We start from the raw sequence: 17,450 nt of genomic DNA on the forward strand, positions 1-17,450 counted from the left end.
TTTACACCTCTTCCATATAACGTTTTATACTCTCTACATCTTTATCGCCGCGGCCAGATAAACAAATGACAAGTCCTTCTTCTTTCTTCATTTGCGGCGCTAATTTTAATGCATATGCGACAGCGTGCGAGCTTTCTAAAGCCGGAATAATCCCTTCTTTTTTCGTTAACAATTGAAACGCTTCTAACGCTTCTTTGTCTGTAATGGAATGATAAGAAACGCGGCCAATATCTTTTAACAAGCTATGTTCTGGCCCAACACCCGGGTAATCGAGTCCTGCTGAAATAGAATGAGCTTCTTGAATTTGTCCTTCTTCATTTTGCAGAAGGTACATCATTGATCCATGTAAAACACCAACGCTTCCTTTCGTTAAAGTCGCTGCGTGCTTTTCTGTATGAACACCTTTTCCAGCTGCTTCAACGCCGTAAAGAGCGACTTCTTCATCGTGTACGAACGGATAAAACATTCCCATCGCATTACTACCACCGCCAATACAAGCAACGACTGCTTCCGGTAACTTTCCTTCTAACGCTTCGTATTGTTTTTTCGTTTCTTTCCCAATTACACTTTGGAAATCACGAACAATTTGCGGGAATGGATGCGGTCCGAGAACGGATCCCATAATGTAGTGCGTATCATGCACGTGTGAAACCCAGTAACGAAGCGCCTCGTTCACCGCATCTTTTAATGTACCGCTACCTGCTGCTACACTTTCTACTTTCGCTCCGAGTAATTCCATTCGGAACACATTTAATTTTTGACGTCTCACATCTTCTTCTCCCATAAAGATGACGCATTCTAATCCGAGCAGGGCACATACAGTAGCGGTTGCAACACCGTGTTGTCCAGCCCCTGTCTCAGCAACAACTTTTTTCTTGCCCATTCGTACTGCAAGAAGTGCCTGACCGATTGTATTGTTAATTTTATGAGCTCCTGTATGATTCAAATCTTCACGTTTTAAATAAATCTTTGCACCGCCGCAATACTTCGTCATATTTTCAGCGAAATAAAGCGGTGTTTCTCTTCCGACGTACGTTGTTAAATAATGATTTAATTCCTTTTGAAACGCTTCATCTTGCATCGCTTCTTTATATGCTTCTTCTAGTTCTAATACAGATTGCATTAACGTTTCTGGAACGTATCGTCCCCCGTATATACCGTAGTGACCTTTTTCATCTGGATATGCGTAGTTCATTTGGAACACTCCTTCGCTTTTTTAATAAATTGTTTTATTTTCTTTACATCTTTCTTTCCTTCTGTCTCTACTCCGCTACTTACATCAACCATGTACGGCTGAATAGTTCGAATCGCTTCTTCTATATTAAGAGCGTTTAATCCACCAGCTAATATCGTTTTCTCTCGCAACTCTTTTGGCATATGCTCAAGTAGTGCCCATGAAAATTTCTTTCCATTTCCTCCGTGAAACTTTTCTTTCGGGCTATCAAACAATATATAATCCGTTTCATATGCTTGAGCATTTTTCATATCGTCTTCTGAAGTTACGCCGAGCGATTTTATAGACGGAATATTCAATCTTCTAATTTGATGATTATCTTCATCCCCATGTAGTTGCACATGCGTTAACCCGCATTCATCTGCAATTTTCTGGATCTCTTCTACTGATTCATTTACGAAAACACCGATTTTTAATATGTCCGCCGGAATCTCCTGAATGATTTCTTTCGCTAGCCCCGGGGTAATTTTCCGCTTACTTTCTGCAAAAACAAATCCGAGTGCATCAGCTCCGTATTCACAAGCACGTTTTGCTGTTTCAACATCAGTGATACCGCAAATTTTCACTTTCATATGTTCACCTTACAATCTTCAAAAAAGGTACGAATAGAAGATGATGTCATAAGTGCTTCTCCAACTAATACACCTTTCGCTCCAGCTCGTTTGACGCGAATAATATCTTCTTGTGAATGAATCCCGCTTTCACTAATCCAAAGTAATTTCTCCTCGTTTAATCGTTTTCCAAGCTTTTCTGTTTGGCTTAAATCGACTTCGAATGTTTTTAAATTACGGTTGTTAATACCGATAACGTGCGGATTTAATTGGATCGCAATTTCTAATTCCTGTTCATCATGAACTTCAACAATTGCTTCTAATCCTTTTTCTAGTACGTAGCTGTACAACTCTTTTAACTTTTCTTTCGTTAACGCCGCTACGATTAGTAAAATAATATCTGCGCCAGCTTCATACGCTCTATCAATTTGAATCGTATCGATTATGAAATCTTTGCATAAAAGCGGAATGTTACTTTCTGCTCTTGCCGTTTGTAAATCATGAAACGACCCTTTAAAAAATTGACCGTCTGTTAAAACAGAAACTGCTCCTGCGCCGCAGTCTTCATATGTTTTTACTTGTTCTCGTACATCAACGTGTAAATTGATATCTCCTTTTGATGGTGATGCCCTCTTTACTTCTGCAATGACAGTAAACTGCTGTAATGCTTCTACAAGTGAATGTGTCTTTCTACTTTCTTTTAATGGTGTATATGTTTCATATAATGCCGCAACTTCCTTTTTCTTTTGGTCTACAATTTTGTCTAAAATCGTCCCCACTTTAATTCACCCTTTCTAATTTTTCATGACTTGCTGCAATTAATAAGTTTAGTTTGACTAATGCTTTTCCTGAGTCAATACTATGTGCCGCTAGTGTAATTCCTTCTTCAATCGTTTCTGCTCTTCCATTTGCGAAAAGGGCTAGACCTGCATTGAATAAAACAGTATCGCGGTAAACACCCTTTTCTCCGCTTAACACCCCGAGCGTAATCTTTGCATTCTCTTTTGAATCTCCGCCTCTAATCTCTTCATTTTTCACTATTGAAAAACCATATTTCTCAGGTTCAATACTCGTTTCTACTATTTCATTATCTTTTAAAATGACAACATGATTTTCTCCTTGCAATGATGCTTCATCTAAAAAACCACTTCCATTTACAACAAGCGCTTGTTTTCTACCTAGTTTCTGTAATACTTGCGCAACTGGTAGTAACATATCTCGTTTATAAATGCCGACAAATTGTGTTTCTAAATTCACCGGATTCGTTAAAGGACCAATTAAGTTAAAGATCGTCGGCACATTTAATTCTTTTCTTATTTTCATAATGCGCCTTAATGCTGGATGCATCACTGGTGCGAATAAAAATGCGATCCCGACATGCTCTAATAAATAATCAATTTCGTTTGGCGTACTGCTAATATTTACACCGAGTTCTTCTAATAAATCTGCACTTCCTGTTTTACTGGAAACAGCTCGGTTACCGTGTTTTGCAACCTTTACGCCAGCTCCTGCCAGTACAAATGCCGATGTTGTACTAACATTAAACGTTTGAGCACCGTCACCACCTGTCCCGCAATTGTCCATCGCTCCTTGTATATGGTTCGAAAACGGTAATGCCTTTTCACGAAGAGCCCGAACGAGGCCGTATATTTCTTCTGCCGTTTCACCTTTCGCTTTCAGTAATACTAAGAAAGCTGCAATTTCACTTTCCAATATGTTTTCATTTAATAACAGAAGCCCTGCTCTATACATTTCCTCTTCGGTTAAATGTTGTCCCTCCACTAATTTACGAAGATAGTTATTCATACTCTTTCCTCCTCCTTTACTTCTGTTAAAAAGGCACGTATTAACTTTCCGCCTTCTTCTGTTGCGATTGATTCCGGATGAAACTGTAATCCGAATAGCGGATAATAATTGTGACGAACTGCCATAATTTCTCCGTCATCCATCGCTGTCGCTAGTATGTCAAAACACTGTGGCAAACTCGTTTGCGCTGCAACAAGTGAATGGTAGCGCATCGCCGTTAATGGCTGTGTCACATATGAAAAAATTGACGTTCCGTTATGTTTCACACGGGATGTTTTTCCGTGTTTAATACGCTCCGCTCGAACAATTTCTCCTCCAAATGCTGATATAATCGCCTGATGGCCAAGGCAAATACCTAATATGGGAACGTTCTTATAAAAATGACGAATCACTTCGATACAAATACCAGCATCCTCTGGTTTTCCTGGTCCTGGTGAAAGCACAATTCCTGTTGGATTCATCCCTTCTAACTGTTCTATCGTTATTTGATCATTCCTTACGACAACAATATCTTCTTCATATTCACCTAACAGTTGATACAAGTTATATGTGAATGAATCATAATTATCAATCAGTACAATCATTTCATTACCTCCAATAGTGCTCTCGCTTTATTTAACGTTTCTTCATATTCAGCTACTGGGTCTGAATCATAAACAATTCCCGCTCCTGCCTGAACGTATGCTTTCTCATCCTTGACGACCATCGTTCGAATCGCAAGCGCCATATCAAGATTCCCTGAAAAACTAACGTATCCAACTGCACCCGCGTACACATTTCTTTTTTCATTCTCTAGCCCATTTATAATTTCCATCGCTCTAATTTTCGGAGCGCCTGACACTGTTCCTGCTGGTAGACAATACGCTAATGCATCAAATCCACTCATCTGTTTTCGCAATGTTCCGTAAACTTCAGATACAATGTGCATGACGTGGGAGTATTTCTCTACTTTCATATATTTATCTATCGTAACTGAGCCAATTTCACTCACTCTTCCTATATCATTTCTTCCAAGATCCACAAGCATCATATGCTCCGCTCGTTCTTTCTCATTTTCTAACAGTTCTTTTTCAATTTCCGCATCTTCCTGCTTCGTTTTCCCTCTCGGCCTCGTACCCGCAATTGGGTTAGTCATTACTTTATCCTCTCTTACCGATAACAAACTTTCCGGCGAAGAACCGAGTACAACATAATCTTGAAAATCGATATAGAACATATATGGTGACGGATTTGCAATTCGAAGTTTTCGGTATAAGGCGAAAGGATCACCAATACATTCACTTTGCAAACGCTGAGATAATACAACTTGGAATATGTCCCCGGCTCTAATGTATTCTTTCGCCGTTTCTACCATCGCGCAAAATTCTTTTTCTGTTATAGAAGAAGTGAATGATAATGTTGATCTTATTTCAGTTACTTCCGCTTCTTCTCCCTGTAGCACTTCCTCTTTGTATACTTGCAGTCTTTCATATACTTCTTCATAAGAAGGGGAATCGTCTTCCCTGCATACATATACAAAAGATAATTTTTGGCGTAAGTGATCATACACGATAAACTCACGGTACAGTAAAAGGTGTACTTCTGGAATATTTAATGGATCGTGTAAATCTGCGCCAATGTTTTCATATTGCCGAATGACGTCATAGCCAATATAACCAACTGCTCCTCCGCAAAACGGGAATGGACTGTCTACTTGAGCTGACCGGATTTCTTTTTCTAACACTTGTAGTACGTTACCTTGCAGCTTTTCTGTTTGGCCGTAAATCGTTCGTTCTACTTCCGTACCAACACTTTTCACTTCGCTATATGGATTCCAACCTAAGTAAGAATAGCGTCCTTTATCTTGATGAAGCTGGGAGCTTTCTAATAAAAATTTTTTCTTTCCCTTCATACGTCTATATAAAGAAATTGGCGTAATGCTATCTCCTTCTTCTTCGGTAATTACTAAAAATGTTTTTTCTTCTCTTTTTCGTTTCATAAATTCTTCTTTCGTCATCATGTCCTTCACCTCACCCTGAAAAATAAAAAAGTCCTCTACATATCGAAAATATGTAGAGGACGATAAATTTACCGTGGTACCACCTCATGTTGGATACAAAAGCATCCCGCTTTGTTCAGGTACAAAATATATACCTTATCCTTGTAACGGCGGAACCCGGGTTGCCTACTGAAAATAATTGTTCAGCATACCTCTCGTAAGCCCATTCCGTATATGGCACCGCACCGGGCTCCCACCTATCCCCGGCTCTCTGTAACGTCTCCAATATACGTACTCTTCTTACTTCAACGATTTCATTTATTTATTTAATTTTTTGTACACAAAAAGGGAGTACTCATCCTATAGAAAGGACGGGTACTCCCGTGGTGCCACCTTAATTCGTTACAAATGTAACGCACTTTACCGTATCAAAAACAATACGTGTCTCTTGTATCGATGAGATCATGTCGCCAAAGCCTACTTCTTTCGTTTCGGTTTGGAAGCTCCGAAGCCCATTCCACATCAATCCCATACTGATTCGCACCAACCATCAGCTCTCTGACATGTTCATCATGTGTACTCTTCTTCATCAACGCTTGCATTTTTTTAAGTTGCACTCATTATAGACCTAACTTTTTTCATAAGTCAATACTTTTAAAAGAATTTTATTTTTCTCTCCTTTCAATATTATATTGACAAAACAACCTCTTTTTATGTAAATATAATAAATACTCTATTAAAAATAAGGTTTTTTGCATGAATATTATATATTAAAAAAGTAAAATGATGTCAAAAAACGCTTACATTTCTGAAAATTCGTATTTCTGTATGGATTTTTCAGAATAATCATGATAGATTATAAATATGCATAACGCATCAAAAGACATGACAAAAGGAAGGGGAACTTCATGAGTACGCAGATGTTAACTTTAACTTCTATCTCTATTTACATGCTCGGGATGTTAGTAATTGGCTATTTCGCCTATAAACGAACGTCCAACTTAACAGATTATATGCTTGGCGGGCGTACACTAGGCCCCGCAGTAACAGCATTAAGTGCTGGAGCATCCGATATGAGTGGTTGGCTTTTAATGGGATTACCCGGTGCAATGTTTAGCGTTGGATTAAGTAGTAGTTGGATTGCGATCGGCCTAACACTAGGCGCATACGCAAACTGGCTTTATGTCGCTCCTCGCTTACGTACCTACTCTGAAATTGCAAACAACTCTATTACTATCCCAGAATTTTTGGAACACCGCTTCCAAGACAAATCTCACATGCTACGCTTAGTATCCGGACTTGTTATTATGATTTTCTTTACTTTTTATGTAGCTTCAGGATTAGTTTCAGGCGCTGTATTATTTGAAAATTCATTTGGTATGAACTACCACGTTGGATTATTCATCGTAGCTGGCGTTGTTGTCGCTTACACATTATTTGGTGGTTTCTTAGCAGTAAGTTGGACAGACTTCGTACAAGGAATCATTATGGTAATTGCTCTTATTCTTGTTCCTATCGTAACAATTATGAATTCGAACGGACTTGGACCTGCATTTGATACAATTCAATCTGTAGATCCAACACGTTTAGATATTTTTAAAGGAGCCTCTACTTTAGGAATGATTTCTTTATTTGCATGGGGCCTTGGTTATGTTGGACAACCTCATATTATCGTACGCTTTATGGCAATTTCTTCTGTAAAAGAGATTAAAAGCGCACGAAGAATTGGTATGAGCTGGATGATTTTCTCTGTTGTCGGGGCTATGTTTACTGGTCTTATCGGTATTGCTTACTACTCACAACAAGAGTTAACATTATCTAACCCAGAAACAATTTTCCTTGAGCTTGGAAAGATTTTATTCCATCCACTTATTACTGGATTTTTATTAGCAGCGATTTTAGCAGCGATTATGAGTACAATTTCATCTCAATTACTTGTTACTTCTAGTGCTATAACAGAAGATTTATATCGTACATTCTTTAAACGTTCTGCTTCTGATAAAGAACTTGTATTTGTCGGTCGTATGGCTGTACTTGTTATTGCATTAGTTGGGTGCGCTTTAGCGTTTAAACAAAATGATACGATTTTAGCTCTTGTTGGATACGCTTGGGCTGGATTTGGTTCTTCATTCGGACCCGCTATTTTATTAAGCTTATATTGGAAACGTATGACGAAGTGGGGCGCACTTGCTGGTATGATTTCTGGTGCCGCTACAGTAATTATTTGGACTCAATTCGAATTCTTAAAAAAATTCTTATATGAAATGATTCCTGGTTTCACTATTAGTTTACTAGTAATCGTAATTGTTAGTTTACTAACACAATCTTCAAAAAAAGTTGAAGAGCAATTTGAGGATTTCGAAAAACAACATAGTCATAATCTATAAAGGAACAGCTCTGCTATCATAACAGCAGAGCTTTCTTTATATCAAAGTTCGACAATCTTCTGCTCGAATTTAACAATTTCTTTATGTTTCGTTAAATTAAACATAACACTACTCCTTTATAGTAGTACTATCAGCACTTATACAGAAAGGGGACTCCAACATGTTAGCAGCTTTCCAGCAACAACAAACACGAAAATTTTCACCTATCACAAATACTTCTGCGTCTTGTTTAAACATACAAACTAATCCACCCAAAATTACAATTGCTCCTTCTGTTATTTCAGTCATTGGTGTTCATATGGAAAAAAATAAGTTGAAAGTAAGAACTGGACAAAGCACTGAGTTATCAGCTTCTGTTTTGCCAGTGCAAGCAACGAATACAGAACTTATTTGGACAAATATGAATGCTGATGTTATCACAATGTATCCAAAAGGTGATACGGTAACAATTACTGGAAAAAGTGCCGGAAGAGCAGTCGTAATTGTCACAACTGCTGAAGGAAAGTTCCGTGACCTATGCATGATTCATGTACAACCTTATATGACAAACCCAAAGTAAAAGAGTGGCTACGTAGCCACTCTTTTACTTTGTTTCAATGTGTGAATTTTTACTTGTAACGAGATTGATGAATTGCTCTTTATCTTTAGGAGAAATAATTTCTGTTTGATGTGATCCATAAATAATTTCAAGTCGATCGAATGATAAGGCATGAGCTGCTACTGGATTTTTCGTATTTGAAATTTGTTTTATATCTCGTATAAATATGCGCTTTTTAACGAAACCAGATTTAATCGTAATTGTTTCTTCTCCGACGATATATCTTGTCGAAAACCAACTCCAAATAAATAATATGGCTAATGGAATCATAAAAAATAAAAGAAAATACTCTCTCCCTGCAAAGAGAGGAGCAAAACACGCTCCAATGACAACGAAAAAAATCGGATATAACCATACATCTTTTTTGATGGAAATTCCATTACACTTCCCCTCTCTTGATTTAAGTCAATGCTTCTCCTCCTCTTCCCTTTTACAATGAAAACAACATTAGAATAGGAGGACGTATTATGACTGAACGAACGTATGCCTTATTTGCTGGCTTTTCTCTTCTTGTTATGGCATTCATTGCATTTTTTTCTTACGGCTTTGTTCATGGAAATCTCGTTGTACAAGAAGATGCAAGCGCAACATTCCATAATATCCAAACTTCACATTCACTTTTCAAAGCGGAAATCTTCGGTTGGATTATCATTTTCATTACTGATATTGTCGCCGCGTGGGCTCTTTATTTCTTTCTAAAACCAATTCATACTAGCCTCTCATTACTAGCTGCCTTGCTTCGTCTTATGTATACAGCGATACTTGGAATCGCCATATTCAATCTAATATTGGCATTGCTACTTTCAAAAAGTACGATTGCGAATCCAGAAACATATGTGATGTTGTCTCTCAGTGTCTTCGAATACATTTGGTCTGTAGGGTTAATCATTTTCGGCTTACATCTTTTCGTTTTAGGTTATGTAGCTTTTCTATCTAAACATATACCGAAATGGATTAGTATACTACTATTCTTCGCGTCTATCGGTTATATCGTCATTCACGTCATGAATACGATGTTTTCACAATATGATACGGTGATTTCAATCATACAAACACTGTTCCAATTGCCAATGATTGCAGGTGAACTCGGATTTAGTATATGGCTATTGATTCGAGGTGGAAAAAACGCTACTGTTTGAGTCTTTTCTTAATTCTGCTTAATGATTCTGGCGTAATACCTAGATAACTTGCCAATTGATATTGAGGAACACGATTGATTAAATGAGATCGTTTTTGTAATAATGATTTGTAGCGCTCTTCTGGTGTCGATGCAATAAATAAGGAAAGTTCTTCTTGTACCTCACCGAAGTTATATTCAATCATTTGCCGTGTCATTTCTTCTAATTGTGAATATTTCTTATACATGTCCTTTTCACTATGCAGGTCGCCAACTACAACTAGACAATCTTCTAAACACGTTAACGTATGCGGGGATGATTTATCTTGTTTATGATGATTAAAATTTACGATTGCTTGTTCTTCTGTATAAAAATTTGATGTAACCTCTTTCCCTGTTTCATCTATACAATGTTGCCTAATGCATCCCTTTAATACAAAATAACATTTCGAAGGGACATCTCCTTGCCTTAGGAGCACTGTTCTTTTTTTATATTTTTCAATTTGTAATTCACTGAGGATCATGTGCTGCTCTTCTTCACTTAGTGTTGTAAGTTTCTGCATATACTGCTTTAATATTTCTTCCATTTCCCTCCCCCTTCTTCCTCTGTATTTCTATAAAACAAAAAGAGAAGTATCACAACTTCTCTTTTCTCCTCTAACATTATAATTCCTGTGTATACGCCGGCTCGTTTACTACATTTTTTGCTGTTCGTTTTTGTTGCTGTAGTAAGAAAACAGATACACCAAACAATACGAGCATGCTACCGATAATTTGCATTACATTTAGTCTTTCACCGAGTAAGAAGAACGCTAGTATAGATGCTCCAACGGGTTCTCCTAAAATACTCATTGAAATTGTTGTTGCATTTACGTAGTTTAATAACCAATTATTAATGACGTGTGACACTGTCGGGACAACCGCAAGTAAAAGAAAAACGGTCCAATCCCACTTCGTATAACCTGTAAAAGGCACTTGCAACACTATATTATAAATCCCCATAAAAATACCTGCGAATGCAAAAACTGTAAAGCTGTAAATCCAGTGTGATACTTTCTTTACTGTCGTTTGCCCGATAAATAAATAACCGACAACCGCTATTACACTTAAAAAGGATAATATATCTCCATAAATTGCTTGTTCACTTAGCCCTAAATCTCCCCAACCAATACACATTACGCCTAATATCGCAATTCCCATTGTTGCAATAGCTGAGTATGTTGTTCTTTCTTTAAATAAGAAAAAACCTCCAACTAAAGATACGATTGGTTGAAGCGCTAAAATAATCGTCGAACTAGCAACTGTCGTATGCTTTAAAGATTCAAACCATAATAGAAAATGAAGTGCTAAAAAGAAACCAGATCCAATTAAAAATCCCCAATCTTTTAGTTGAATCTTACTAAATTCTTCCCGCTTTTTCCAAACGATAGGCAGCATAATAAGTACGATAATCCATAATCGGTACATACTTAATATGGAAGATGGTGCTGAGGACATCTTTACAAAAACTGCTGCGAATGAAATGGCTATAATGGAAATGGCTAATGGTAGTGCGATTGATCTTTCTTGTTTCAAATTCCGTCTCCCCTCTCACCTGTCAAAAATCCCACTTCATTATATCCGTTTTCTTTCATAACTTAAATACTAATTTTTTAGATTCTTCGTACCATTATGGTAAAATAGAAACGAAAGCACCTATTAGTGAATATTTCTTGCTTTTTCACTACAAGCGTCGCTCTTACAATCATTACAGTAAATTTTTATTTAGGGGGATCTACATGAATCAAACAATCGGGAGAATTGAAGAAATTTCATTTTATAGTGCATCACTTCAAGAAGATGTTACACTTCTCGTTTACTTACCGGTAAATTACACACCACTGCACAAACATACAGTTGTAATTGCACAAGATGGTAGAGATTATTTTCAGCTTGGTAAAGCGCACCGTGTAATTGAGCGCCTTCGTGAAACTGAAGAAATTGACCGTACAATTATTGTCGGTATTCCATATAAAAATGTACACGATCGTAAAGAAAAATATTTCCCAAATGACGTAAAAAACGCTGCGTATATTCGTTTCCTTGCTCATGAACTTGCACCATATATCGATGAAAATTATCCAACGTACCAAATGGGAAAAGGTCGTGTGTTAATTGGTGATTCTCTTGGCGGAACAGTTTCCTTCATGACTGCACTTATGTATCCGCATACATTCGGTAAAGTCGTTATGCAATCACCATTTGTGGATGAAACAGTGATGAACTTAGCAAAAGACTTCAAAAATCCGGAGGCGCTAGACCTTTATCACGTTATTGGGACAGAAGAAACCGCTGTAAAGCGCACGGATGGACAAGTATCTGATTTCGTACAACCGAACCGTGAGCTTAATACGCTTCTGACAGATAGAAATTTCATCACGCATTACGAGGAGTTTGAAGGTAACCACACGTGGAAATATTGGCAAACTGATTTACCGAAAGCTTTCTCTCATATTCTATCAATGAAATAATAGAGAGCAGTATTCAGAATAATTTGATATAATAGATAGAGAGATTTGTTTTTCTCAAAATCTAACTAGACTTACAAAGGGAGGAATTGGAACATGAAATTAGGCATTGTAATTTTTCCATCTAAAATGATTCAAGATAAAGCGAACGGATTGCGTAAACGTTATGATCCGCACTACGCATTAGTTCCGCCACACATTACATTGAAAACACCCTTTGAGACGCAAGATGAACACTTAGAATCGATTGTAAACGAGTTACATACAATCGCAAGTAAAACGAACCCTTTCACCCTTCACGTCGGAAAAGTTGGTTCATTCGCACCTGTTAATAATGTTCTTTATTTTAAAGTAGAAAAAACACCTGAACTTACTTTCTTAAATGAAGAAATGCATAGTGAATTCTTTACACAAGAACGCGAATATGCTTTCGTACCTCATTTAACAATCGGACAAGGCTTATCAGATGCAGAGCATGCTGATGTATTAGGTCGATTACGTATGAAAGATTTCTATTATGAACAACCAATTGATCGCTTCCATCTTCTATATCAATTAGAAAATGGAACATGGACTGTACACGAAACATTCCACCTTGGAAAGGGGCACAACTAATTTGCACGCACAGATCGTACAAACGGACGAACAACTAAGAGACGCATTCTCTGTACGTAAGCAAGTATTTGTGAATGAACAACAAGTTTCTGCTGAAGAAGAGTATGATGAATTTGAAGAAACTTCAACACACGTTGTTATATATGATAATGATGTTCCAGTTGGTGCTGGTCGTTTTCGCATAATGGATGGAATAGGAAAAATGGAACGCATTTGCGTACTAGCTTCCCATCGTAAAAAAGGCATTGGAAAAATTGTTATGGATGCACTTGAAGCGTATGCGAAGGAAAACTCGCTACCAAAATTAAAGCTGCACGCCCAAACACATGCTGAAGATTTCTATAAGAAACTTGGATATGTAACGAATTCTGATGTATTCATGGAAGCAAATATTCCTCACATCGTTATGATAAAAGAATTGTAATTTGAAAACAGGAGGTATCCCCTCCTGTTTTTTACATTGCTATTTTCTTTTTCTTCCGCTAAAGTTAAATGTTGATGCTATAGTTTTGAAGGTGAATATATGACACAAGAAAAATTTTCACAAAAATCATTAACGCACGCTGATATTCCGCGTGCAACATATCATATTCCGAAAACATCTACTCATTTAATTATGGAAGAAGATGCGGATGCAGCGTATTTCCGCGCGCTCGAGCAACAAAATGTATTTTTAAATGAAAAACAATTAGAAGCCGTGCGAACGACAGAAGGCCCTGTCCTTACATTAGCTGGTGCTGGAAGCGGGAAAACGTCTGTTTTAACAACTCGCGTAGGTTATTTAGTAAATGTAAAACAAGTTCATCCGCGCAATATTTTATTACTTACATTTACACAAAAAGCAGCTGAAGAAATCCGAAATCGTGTAGCGAATTTACCAGGTATGAATCGTGCTGCAAGTAGCTACGTTGTTGCTGGTACCTTCCACTCTGTCTTTTTAAAATTGCTTCGTAGTCAAGGATATAATCAGCAAATTTTAGCAAACGAAAAACATAAACAAATTATGATAAAGAAAATTTTAAAAGAGTTACGCTTAAAAGACGATTATGATGCTGAGACGATGCTCGCTATGATTTCACTTGAGAAAAACAAATTGAATCGTCCGAAAGATGTAAAAGCAAAAACACCCGTTGAACAAGAATTTAAAGAAGTATACGAGCGTTTTGAAGAAGTGAAACAACGATATAATTATATTGATTTCGATGACATCTTATTAGAAACATATTATATGTTAGAAAATAACGCTCCTTTACTTACCCAATTACAACAACGTTTCCACTATATTGAAGTAGATGAGTTCCAAGATACATCGTATGCACAATATGAAATTGTAAAATTGTTAGCCACGCCAAGAAATAATTTATTTATCGCAGGTGATGACGACCAGGCGATATACGGTTGGCGAGGAGCAAGTCACCAAATTATTTTATCTTTTCCAAAAGAATTTGATAACACTACGATTATCGCACTGAATACGAATTATCGATCCAATCCTTTTATCGTCGGACTTGGAAATGAAGTTATCAAACTAAATCAAGAACGTTTTGATAAAGAGCTATATTCTGTACGCGAAGAAGGTGTACAACCTTTTTACGCAAGACCTGCTACGACTCTTGATGAAGCAAATCAAATTTTGCAGCTCATTCAAGAAAAAGTAGATAGCGGCGAACGTAACTTTAAAGATTTTTGTTTACTGTACCGCACACATTCTGTAAGCCGTTCGTTACTTGATCAGCTTACCATTCACAAAATCCCGTTTATTAAGCACGGGGCGAGTCAATCATTTTATGAACATTCTTTAATTAAACCTGTATTAGATCATTTAAGACTGGTGATTGAACCGTTTCGATTAGAATCACTTTCAAATATATTGCCAACGATGTATATTGGGCGTGATGATTGTATTTCATTTATTGAACGTGAACAATGGAAATATGGTGAGGGCCGCTTCCCTTCTCTTCTTCATTTCTTATTATTAAATCCGAGCTTAAAACCTTTTCAAGTGAAAAAGGTAAATGAGCGTATCGATTTTATTAAATTTATAAAAGAATTAGAGCCGAAAAAAGCATTAAAAGAAATTATTCATGGTAAAGGGAAGTATTTAGAGTACTTACAAAGTAATGATCGCTCTTCCTTTACGATGCATAAAGATATACAAGAAGAAATGTTAGAAGAATTAATGGAGTCTGCAACTCGTTTCACCGATATTCCAGCATACTTACAATTTATTGATGAAGCAATTCAAGGTCAAAAAGAAATGGAAGCATTAAAAACAATGCCGGAAAAAAATGCTGTTTCGCTTATGTCTATTCATAACGCAAAAGGTCTTGAATTTCCATGTGTCTTTTTACTTGGAGCGAGCGATGGTATTCTTCCCCATACTTCTTCTTTAAAAGATGCCAATGATCGTGTTACAGAGACTTCTGAAGCTTTAGAAGAAGAACGTCGACTACTTTATGTCGCAATTACACGTGCGAAAGAAGAACTTTACATTTCCTCTCCGCAATTTTTCAGAGGAAAAAAATTAGATATCTCTCGTTTTTTATATACTGCGCGAAAAGATTTACCTGAAAAGACATCCACTAAATAAGGATGTCTTTTTTTCATATTGCATTATGTACATCCCTACTATATAAATTCCCTGTTTTTATCATAAGAATTAACGTAATATCAACCATATCCCATTCATATTGTAATAGTGTATGTCAGAACTCACGATAAGGAGTGAACATAATGAGCTGCAATTGTAACGAAGATAATCAACATGATTTTGATTTCAATTGTGTATCAAATGTCGTTCGTTTTATACATGAATTACAAGAATGTGCCACGACAACATGTGGATCTGGTTGCGAAGTTCCATTTTTAGGTGCACATAACAATGCATCAGTAGCAAATACACGTCCTTTTATTTTATACACAAAAGCTGGAACACCTTTTGAAGCCTTTGCACCATCTGCAAGCCTTACTAGCTGCCAATCTCCAATTTTCCGCGTAGAAAGTATAGATGATGATGACTGTGCTGTATTACGTGTATTGACTGTAGTTTTAGGTGATGGTACCTCTGTACCACCTGGTGATGACCCAATTTGTACGTTTTTAGCCGTACCAAATGCACGACTCGTATCAAGCTCTACTTGTCTTACTGTTGATTTAAGTTGCTTCTGCGCTATTCAATGCTTACGCGATGTTTCTATATAAAACTGAATACTAATTTAAGCATGGATTGGGTGGCAGAGTTTTCTGCCACCCAATCCATGCTTAAAAGGTATTATTATGTATTTTTCATAAAATTGGGAACTTGTCTAGAACATAGAACCTGTCCTTTTCATTAACTGAAAGTAGAAACAGATAAAGGAGTGAAAAACATGTTCTCTTCTGATTGCGAATTTCCTAACATTGATTGTGAGGCGAAACCAGCTAGTACACTACCTGCCTTCGGTTTTGCTTTCAACGCTTCCGGCCCTCAGTTCGCTTCATTATTCACACCATTACTATTACCTAGCGTAAGTCCAAACCCAAACATTACTGTTCCTGTAATAAACAATACAGTAAGTGTCGGAGATGGCATTCGAATTCAAGTAGCTGGTATTTATCAAATCAGTTATACATTAACAATTAGTCTTGATAACGTTCCTACAGCACCAGAAGCTGGTCGTTTCTTCTTATCACTAGGTACGCCGGCTAACATTATTCCTGGATCAGGTACAGCGGTTCGTTCTAACGTTATTGGTACTGGTGAAGTAGATGTATCCAGTGGTGTTATTCTTATTAACTTAAACCCTGGTGACTTAATTCAAATTGTGCCAGTTGAATTGCTTGGAACTGTGGACATCCGTGCTGCAGCATTAACAGTTGCACAAATTAGCTAGTAGAAAGCGGTATTTCTCCTTTGAAATACCGCTTTTTATATATAATAAAAAACACTCACAGTAACATGAGTGTTTCATTCTTCATAGTGTTTTATTACATTCTTCTTTTTCCCACAATTACATCCCTTTTTCTTCACAAATCCTTGTTGCTGTAATTGTTCTTGATATGCCTGTTGTTGCGCTTGGTGTTGTTGCTGTATATGATACCATTGCTGCAGGTCATATGAATTTTGCCTTGGATTATTGCTCACAGCAAACATCTCCTCTACTGTCAATTCTGTCTATTTACTATATGAACAACTCTTTATTTCCGTTCCCTCATTCTTTTAAACTCCGCTTTCTCTCATATTATAAAAATATATTATTCTCCCATAAAATATCCTGTGATTGTTTCAATAATTGCTGCTGCACCTGCAATAGCTAATAATGCAAGTAATGGCTCTGCAACGATAGGGATCCAATTATATAAAACTAATAAAAAAGCACTAACCCATACACCTGTACACCAATAACAGCTTAATAATTCGCCAATCCACTTTCTTAATCCTTTACCTTTTACTTTTGTAAAAGTTGATACACTTCCATCCGGCTCTGTAATCTCTAATTCGTCAATAAACGGTCGCCGCAAAAAGGCTGTAATTTTATCATAAACAATTAAACGAGTGAGCCTAAAAGCAGCTAACGCGAAAATAAAAAATAAAAGCCAACTTGTAAACAGCATGATTCCACCTTCCCCTATCTTCTTTCGCCTATTTAAAAAAAAAGGTCTTGAGATTGTGACCAAA

Annotated in this window: 19 protein-coding genes, 1 pseudogene and 2 other annotated features; of the genes and pseudogenes, 9 read left to right on the forward strand and 11 right to left on the reverse strand. The window is 37.0% G+C overall.

Annotated elements, in window-relative coordinates; translation table 11 throughout:
• Position 1: 1 nt before the first annotated feature.
• Genes trpB through trpE form a run of 6 tightly spaced genes read right to left on the reverse strand, consistent with a single transcriptional unit; the run spans position 2 to position 5,590 of the window.
• Positions 2–1,195 carry a tryptophan synthase subunit beta gene (trpB, locus tag MR115_RS17785; RefSeq protein WP_242242183.1) on the reverse strand — a complete coding sequence of 398 codons (1,194 nt, stop codon included), beginning with the start codon at positions 1,193–1,195 and terminating at the stop codon, positions 2–4.
• A complete protein-coding gene (locus MR115_RS17790; protein WP_242242184.1) occupies positions 1,192–1,806 on the reverse strand; it encodes a phosphoribosylanthranilate isomerase in 615 nt (204 codons plus the stop codon). Before MR115_RS17790 ends, trpB begins: the two co-directional genes overlap by 4 nt.
• Positions 1,803–2,564 carry an indole-3-glycerol phosphate synthase TrpC gene (trpC, locus tag MR115_RS17795; RefSeq protein WP_097816630.1) on the reverse strand — a complete coding sequence of 254 codons (762 nt, stop codon included), beginning with the start codon at positions 2,562–2,564 and terminating at the stop codon, positions 1,803–1,805. Before trpC ends, MR115_RS17790 begins: the two co-directional genes overlap by 4 nt.
• Position 2,565: 1 nt before the next feature.
• Positions 2,566–3,591, reverse strand: a complete 1,026-nt coding sequence (gene trpD, locus MR115_RS17800) for an anthranilate phosphoribosyltransferase (protein ID WP_242242185.1) — start codon at positions 3,589–3,591, stop codon at positions 2,566–2,568.
• Positions 3,588–4,175 (reverse strand): aminodeoxychorismate/anthranilate synthase component II, encoded by a 588-nt coding sequence (locus MR115_RS17805; RefSeq protein ID WP_097816628.1) that lies wholly within the window; start codon positions 4,173–4,175, stop codon positions 3,588–3,590. Before MR115_RS17805 ends, trpD begins: the two co-directional genes overlap by 4 nt.
• Positions 4,172–5,590: an anthranilate synthase component I gene (gene trpE, locus MR115_RS17810; RefSeq protein WP_242242186.1), complete on the reverse strand. Its 1,419-nt coding sequence runs from the start codon at positions 5,588–5,590 to the stop codon at positions 4,172–4,174. Before trpE ends, MR115_RS17805 begins: the two co-directional genes overlap by 4 nt.
• Before the next feature lie 52 nt (positions 5,591–5,642).
• Positions 5,643–5,887 (reverse strand) — a binding site (T-box leader).
• Between the two features lie 46 nt (positions 5,888–5,933).
• Positions 5,934–6,171 (reverse strand) — a binding site (T-box leader).
• A gap of 306 nt (positions 6,172–6,477) precedes the next feature.
• Here trpE and putP point away from each other — a divergent pair.
• Both putP and MR115_RS17820 read left to right on the forward strand, forming a co-directional pair.
• Positions 6,478–7,956, forward strand: coding sequence for a sodium/proline symporter PutP (gene putP / locus MR115_RS17815; RefSeq protein WP_242242187.1), 1,479 nt, complete (start codon positions 6,478–6,480; stop codon positions 7,954–7,956).
• 160 nt (positions 7,957–8,116) lie between these two features.
• Entirely contained in the window at positions 8,117–8,515 is a 399-nt protein-coding gene (locus MR115_RS17820; RefSeq protein WP_242242188.1) for an Ig-like domain-containing protein, read from the forward strand.
• A 24-nt stretch (positions 8,516–8,539) separates the two neighbouring features.
• Here the strand turns inward: MR115_RS17820 and MR115_RS17825 are convergent.
• A pseudogene (locus MR115_RS17825) lies at positions 8,540–8,934 on the reverse strand (PH domain-containing protein).
• An 87-nt stretch (positions 8,935–9,021) separates the two neighbouring features.
• On the opposite strand from MR115_RS17825, the gene MR115_RS17830 reads away from it, so the two are divergent.
• Positions 9,022–9,693, forward strand: coding sequence for a DUF4386 domain-containing protein (locus tag MR115_RS17830; RefSeq protein WP_242242189.1), 672 nt, complete (start codon positions 9,022–9,024; stop codon positions 9,691–9,693).
• Here the strand turns inward: MR115_RS17830 and MR115_RS17835 are convergent.
• Positions 9,683–10,258, reverse strand: a complete 576-nt coding sequence (locus MR115_RS17835) for a Crp/Fnr family transcriptional regulator (protein WP_242242190.1) — start codon at positions 10,256–10,258, stop codon at positions 9,683–9,685. The two genes, MR115_RS17830 and MR115_RS17835, sit on opposite strands and share 11 nt — an antisense overlap.
• A 76-nt stretch (positions 10,259–10,334) precedes the next feature.
• Positions 10,335–11,246, reverse strand: a complete 912-nt coding sequence (locus MR115_RS17840) for a DMT family transporter (RefSeq protein ID WP_063260262.1) — start codon at positions 11,244–11,246, stop codon at positions 10,335–10,337.
• Positions 11,247–11,449: 203 nt separating this feature from the next.
• On the opposite strand from MR115_RS17840, the gene MR115_RS17845 reads away from it, so the two are divergent.
• The 6 genes from MR115_RS17845 to exsF all read left to right on the forward strand — a co-directional run bounded on the left by MR115_RS17845 (position 11,450) and on the right by exsF (position 16,665).
• Positions 11,450–12,181, forward strand: a complete 732-nt coding sequence (locus MR115_RS17845) for an alpha/beta hydrolase (RefSeq protein WP_242242191.1) — start codon at positions 11,450–11,452, stop codon at positions 12,179–12,181.
• A 93-nt stretch (positions 12,182–12,274) separates the two neighbouring features.
• A complete protein-coding gene (locus MR115_RS17850) occupies positions 12,275–12,793 on the forward strand; it encodes a YjcG family protein (RefSeq protein ID WP_061678759.1) in 519 nt (172 codons plus the stop codon).
• A 1-nt stretch (position 12,794) separates the two neighbouring features.
• Entirely contained in the window at positions 12,795–13,217 is a 423-nt protein-coding gene (locus tag MR115_RS17855; protein ID WP_242242192.1) for a GNAT family N-acetyltransferase, read from the forward strand.
• 99 nt (positions 13,218–13,316) lie between these two features.
• Positions 13,317–15,383 carry an ATP-dependent helicase gene (locus MR115_RS17860; RefSeq protein ID WP_000191180.1) on the forward strand — a complete coding sequence of 689 codons (2,067 nt, stop codon included), beginning with the start codon at positions 13,317–13,319 and terminating at the stop codon, positions 15,381–15,383.
• Positions 15,384–15,526: 143 nt separating this feature from the next.
• Complete coding sequence (gene cotY, locus MR115_RS17865; RefSeq protein ID WP_061678757.1) at positions 15,527–15,994, forward strand: spore coat protein CotY; 468 nt, start codon at positions 15,527–15,529, stop codon at positions 15,992–15,994.
• Positions 15,995–16,161: 167 nt separating this feature from the next.
• The gene (exsF, locus tag MR115_RS17870) at positions 16,162–16,665 is read left to right on the forward strand and encodes an exosporium protein ExsF (RefSeq protein ID WP_061678756.1); all 504 of its coding nucleotides are present in this window, start codon (positions 16,162–16,164) and stop codon (positions 16,663–16,665) included.
• Positions 16,666–16,739: 74 nt separating this feature from the next.
• Here the strand turns inward: exsF and MR115_RS17875 are convergent, their stop codons facing one another.
• Positions 16,740–16,925 carry a hypothetical protein gene (locus MR115_RS17875; protein ID WP_061678755.1) on the reverse strand — a complete coding sequence of 62 codons (186 nt, stop codon included), beginning with the start codon at positions 16,923–16,925 and terminating at the stop codon, positions 16,740–16,742.
• 101 nt (positions 16,926–17,026) lie between these two features.
• Positions 17,027–17,386 carry a DUF1360 domain-containing protein gene (locus tag MR115_RS17880; protein ID WP_000899662.1) on the reverse strand — a complete coding sequence of 120 codons (360 nt, stop codon included), beginning with the start codon at positions 17,384–17,386 and terminating at the stop codon, positions 17,027–17,029.
• Positions 17,387–17,450: the final 64 nt, after the last annotated feature.

The sequence above is a fragment of the Bacillus cereus group sp. BfR-BA-01309 genome (assembly GCF_022664315.1).
GTDB classification, from domain to species: domain Bacteria; phylum Bacillota; class Bacilli; order Bacillales; family Bacillaceae_G; genus Bacillus_A; species Bacillus_A mobilis.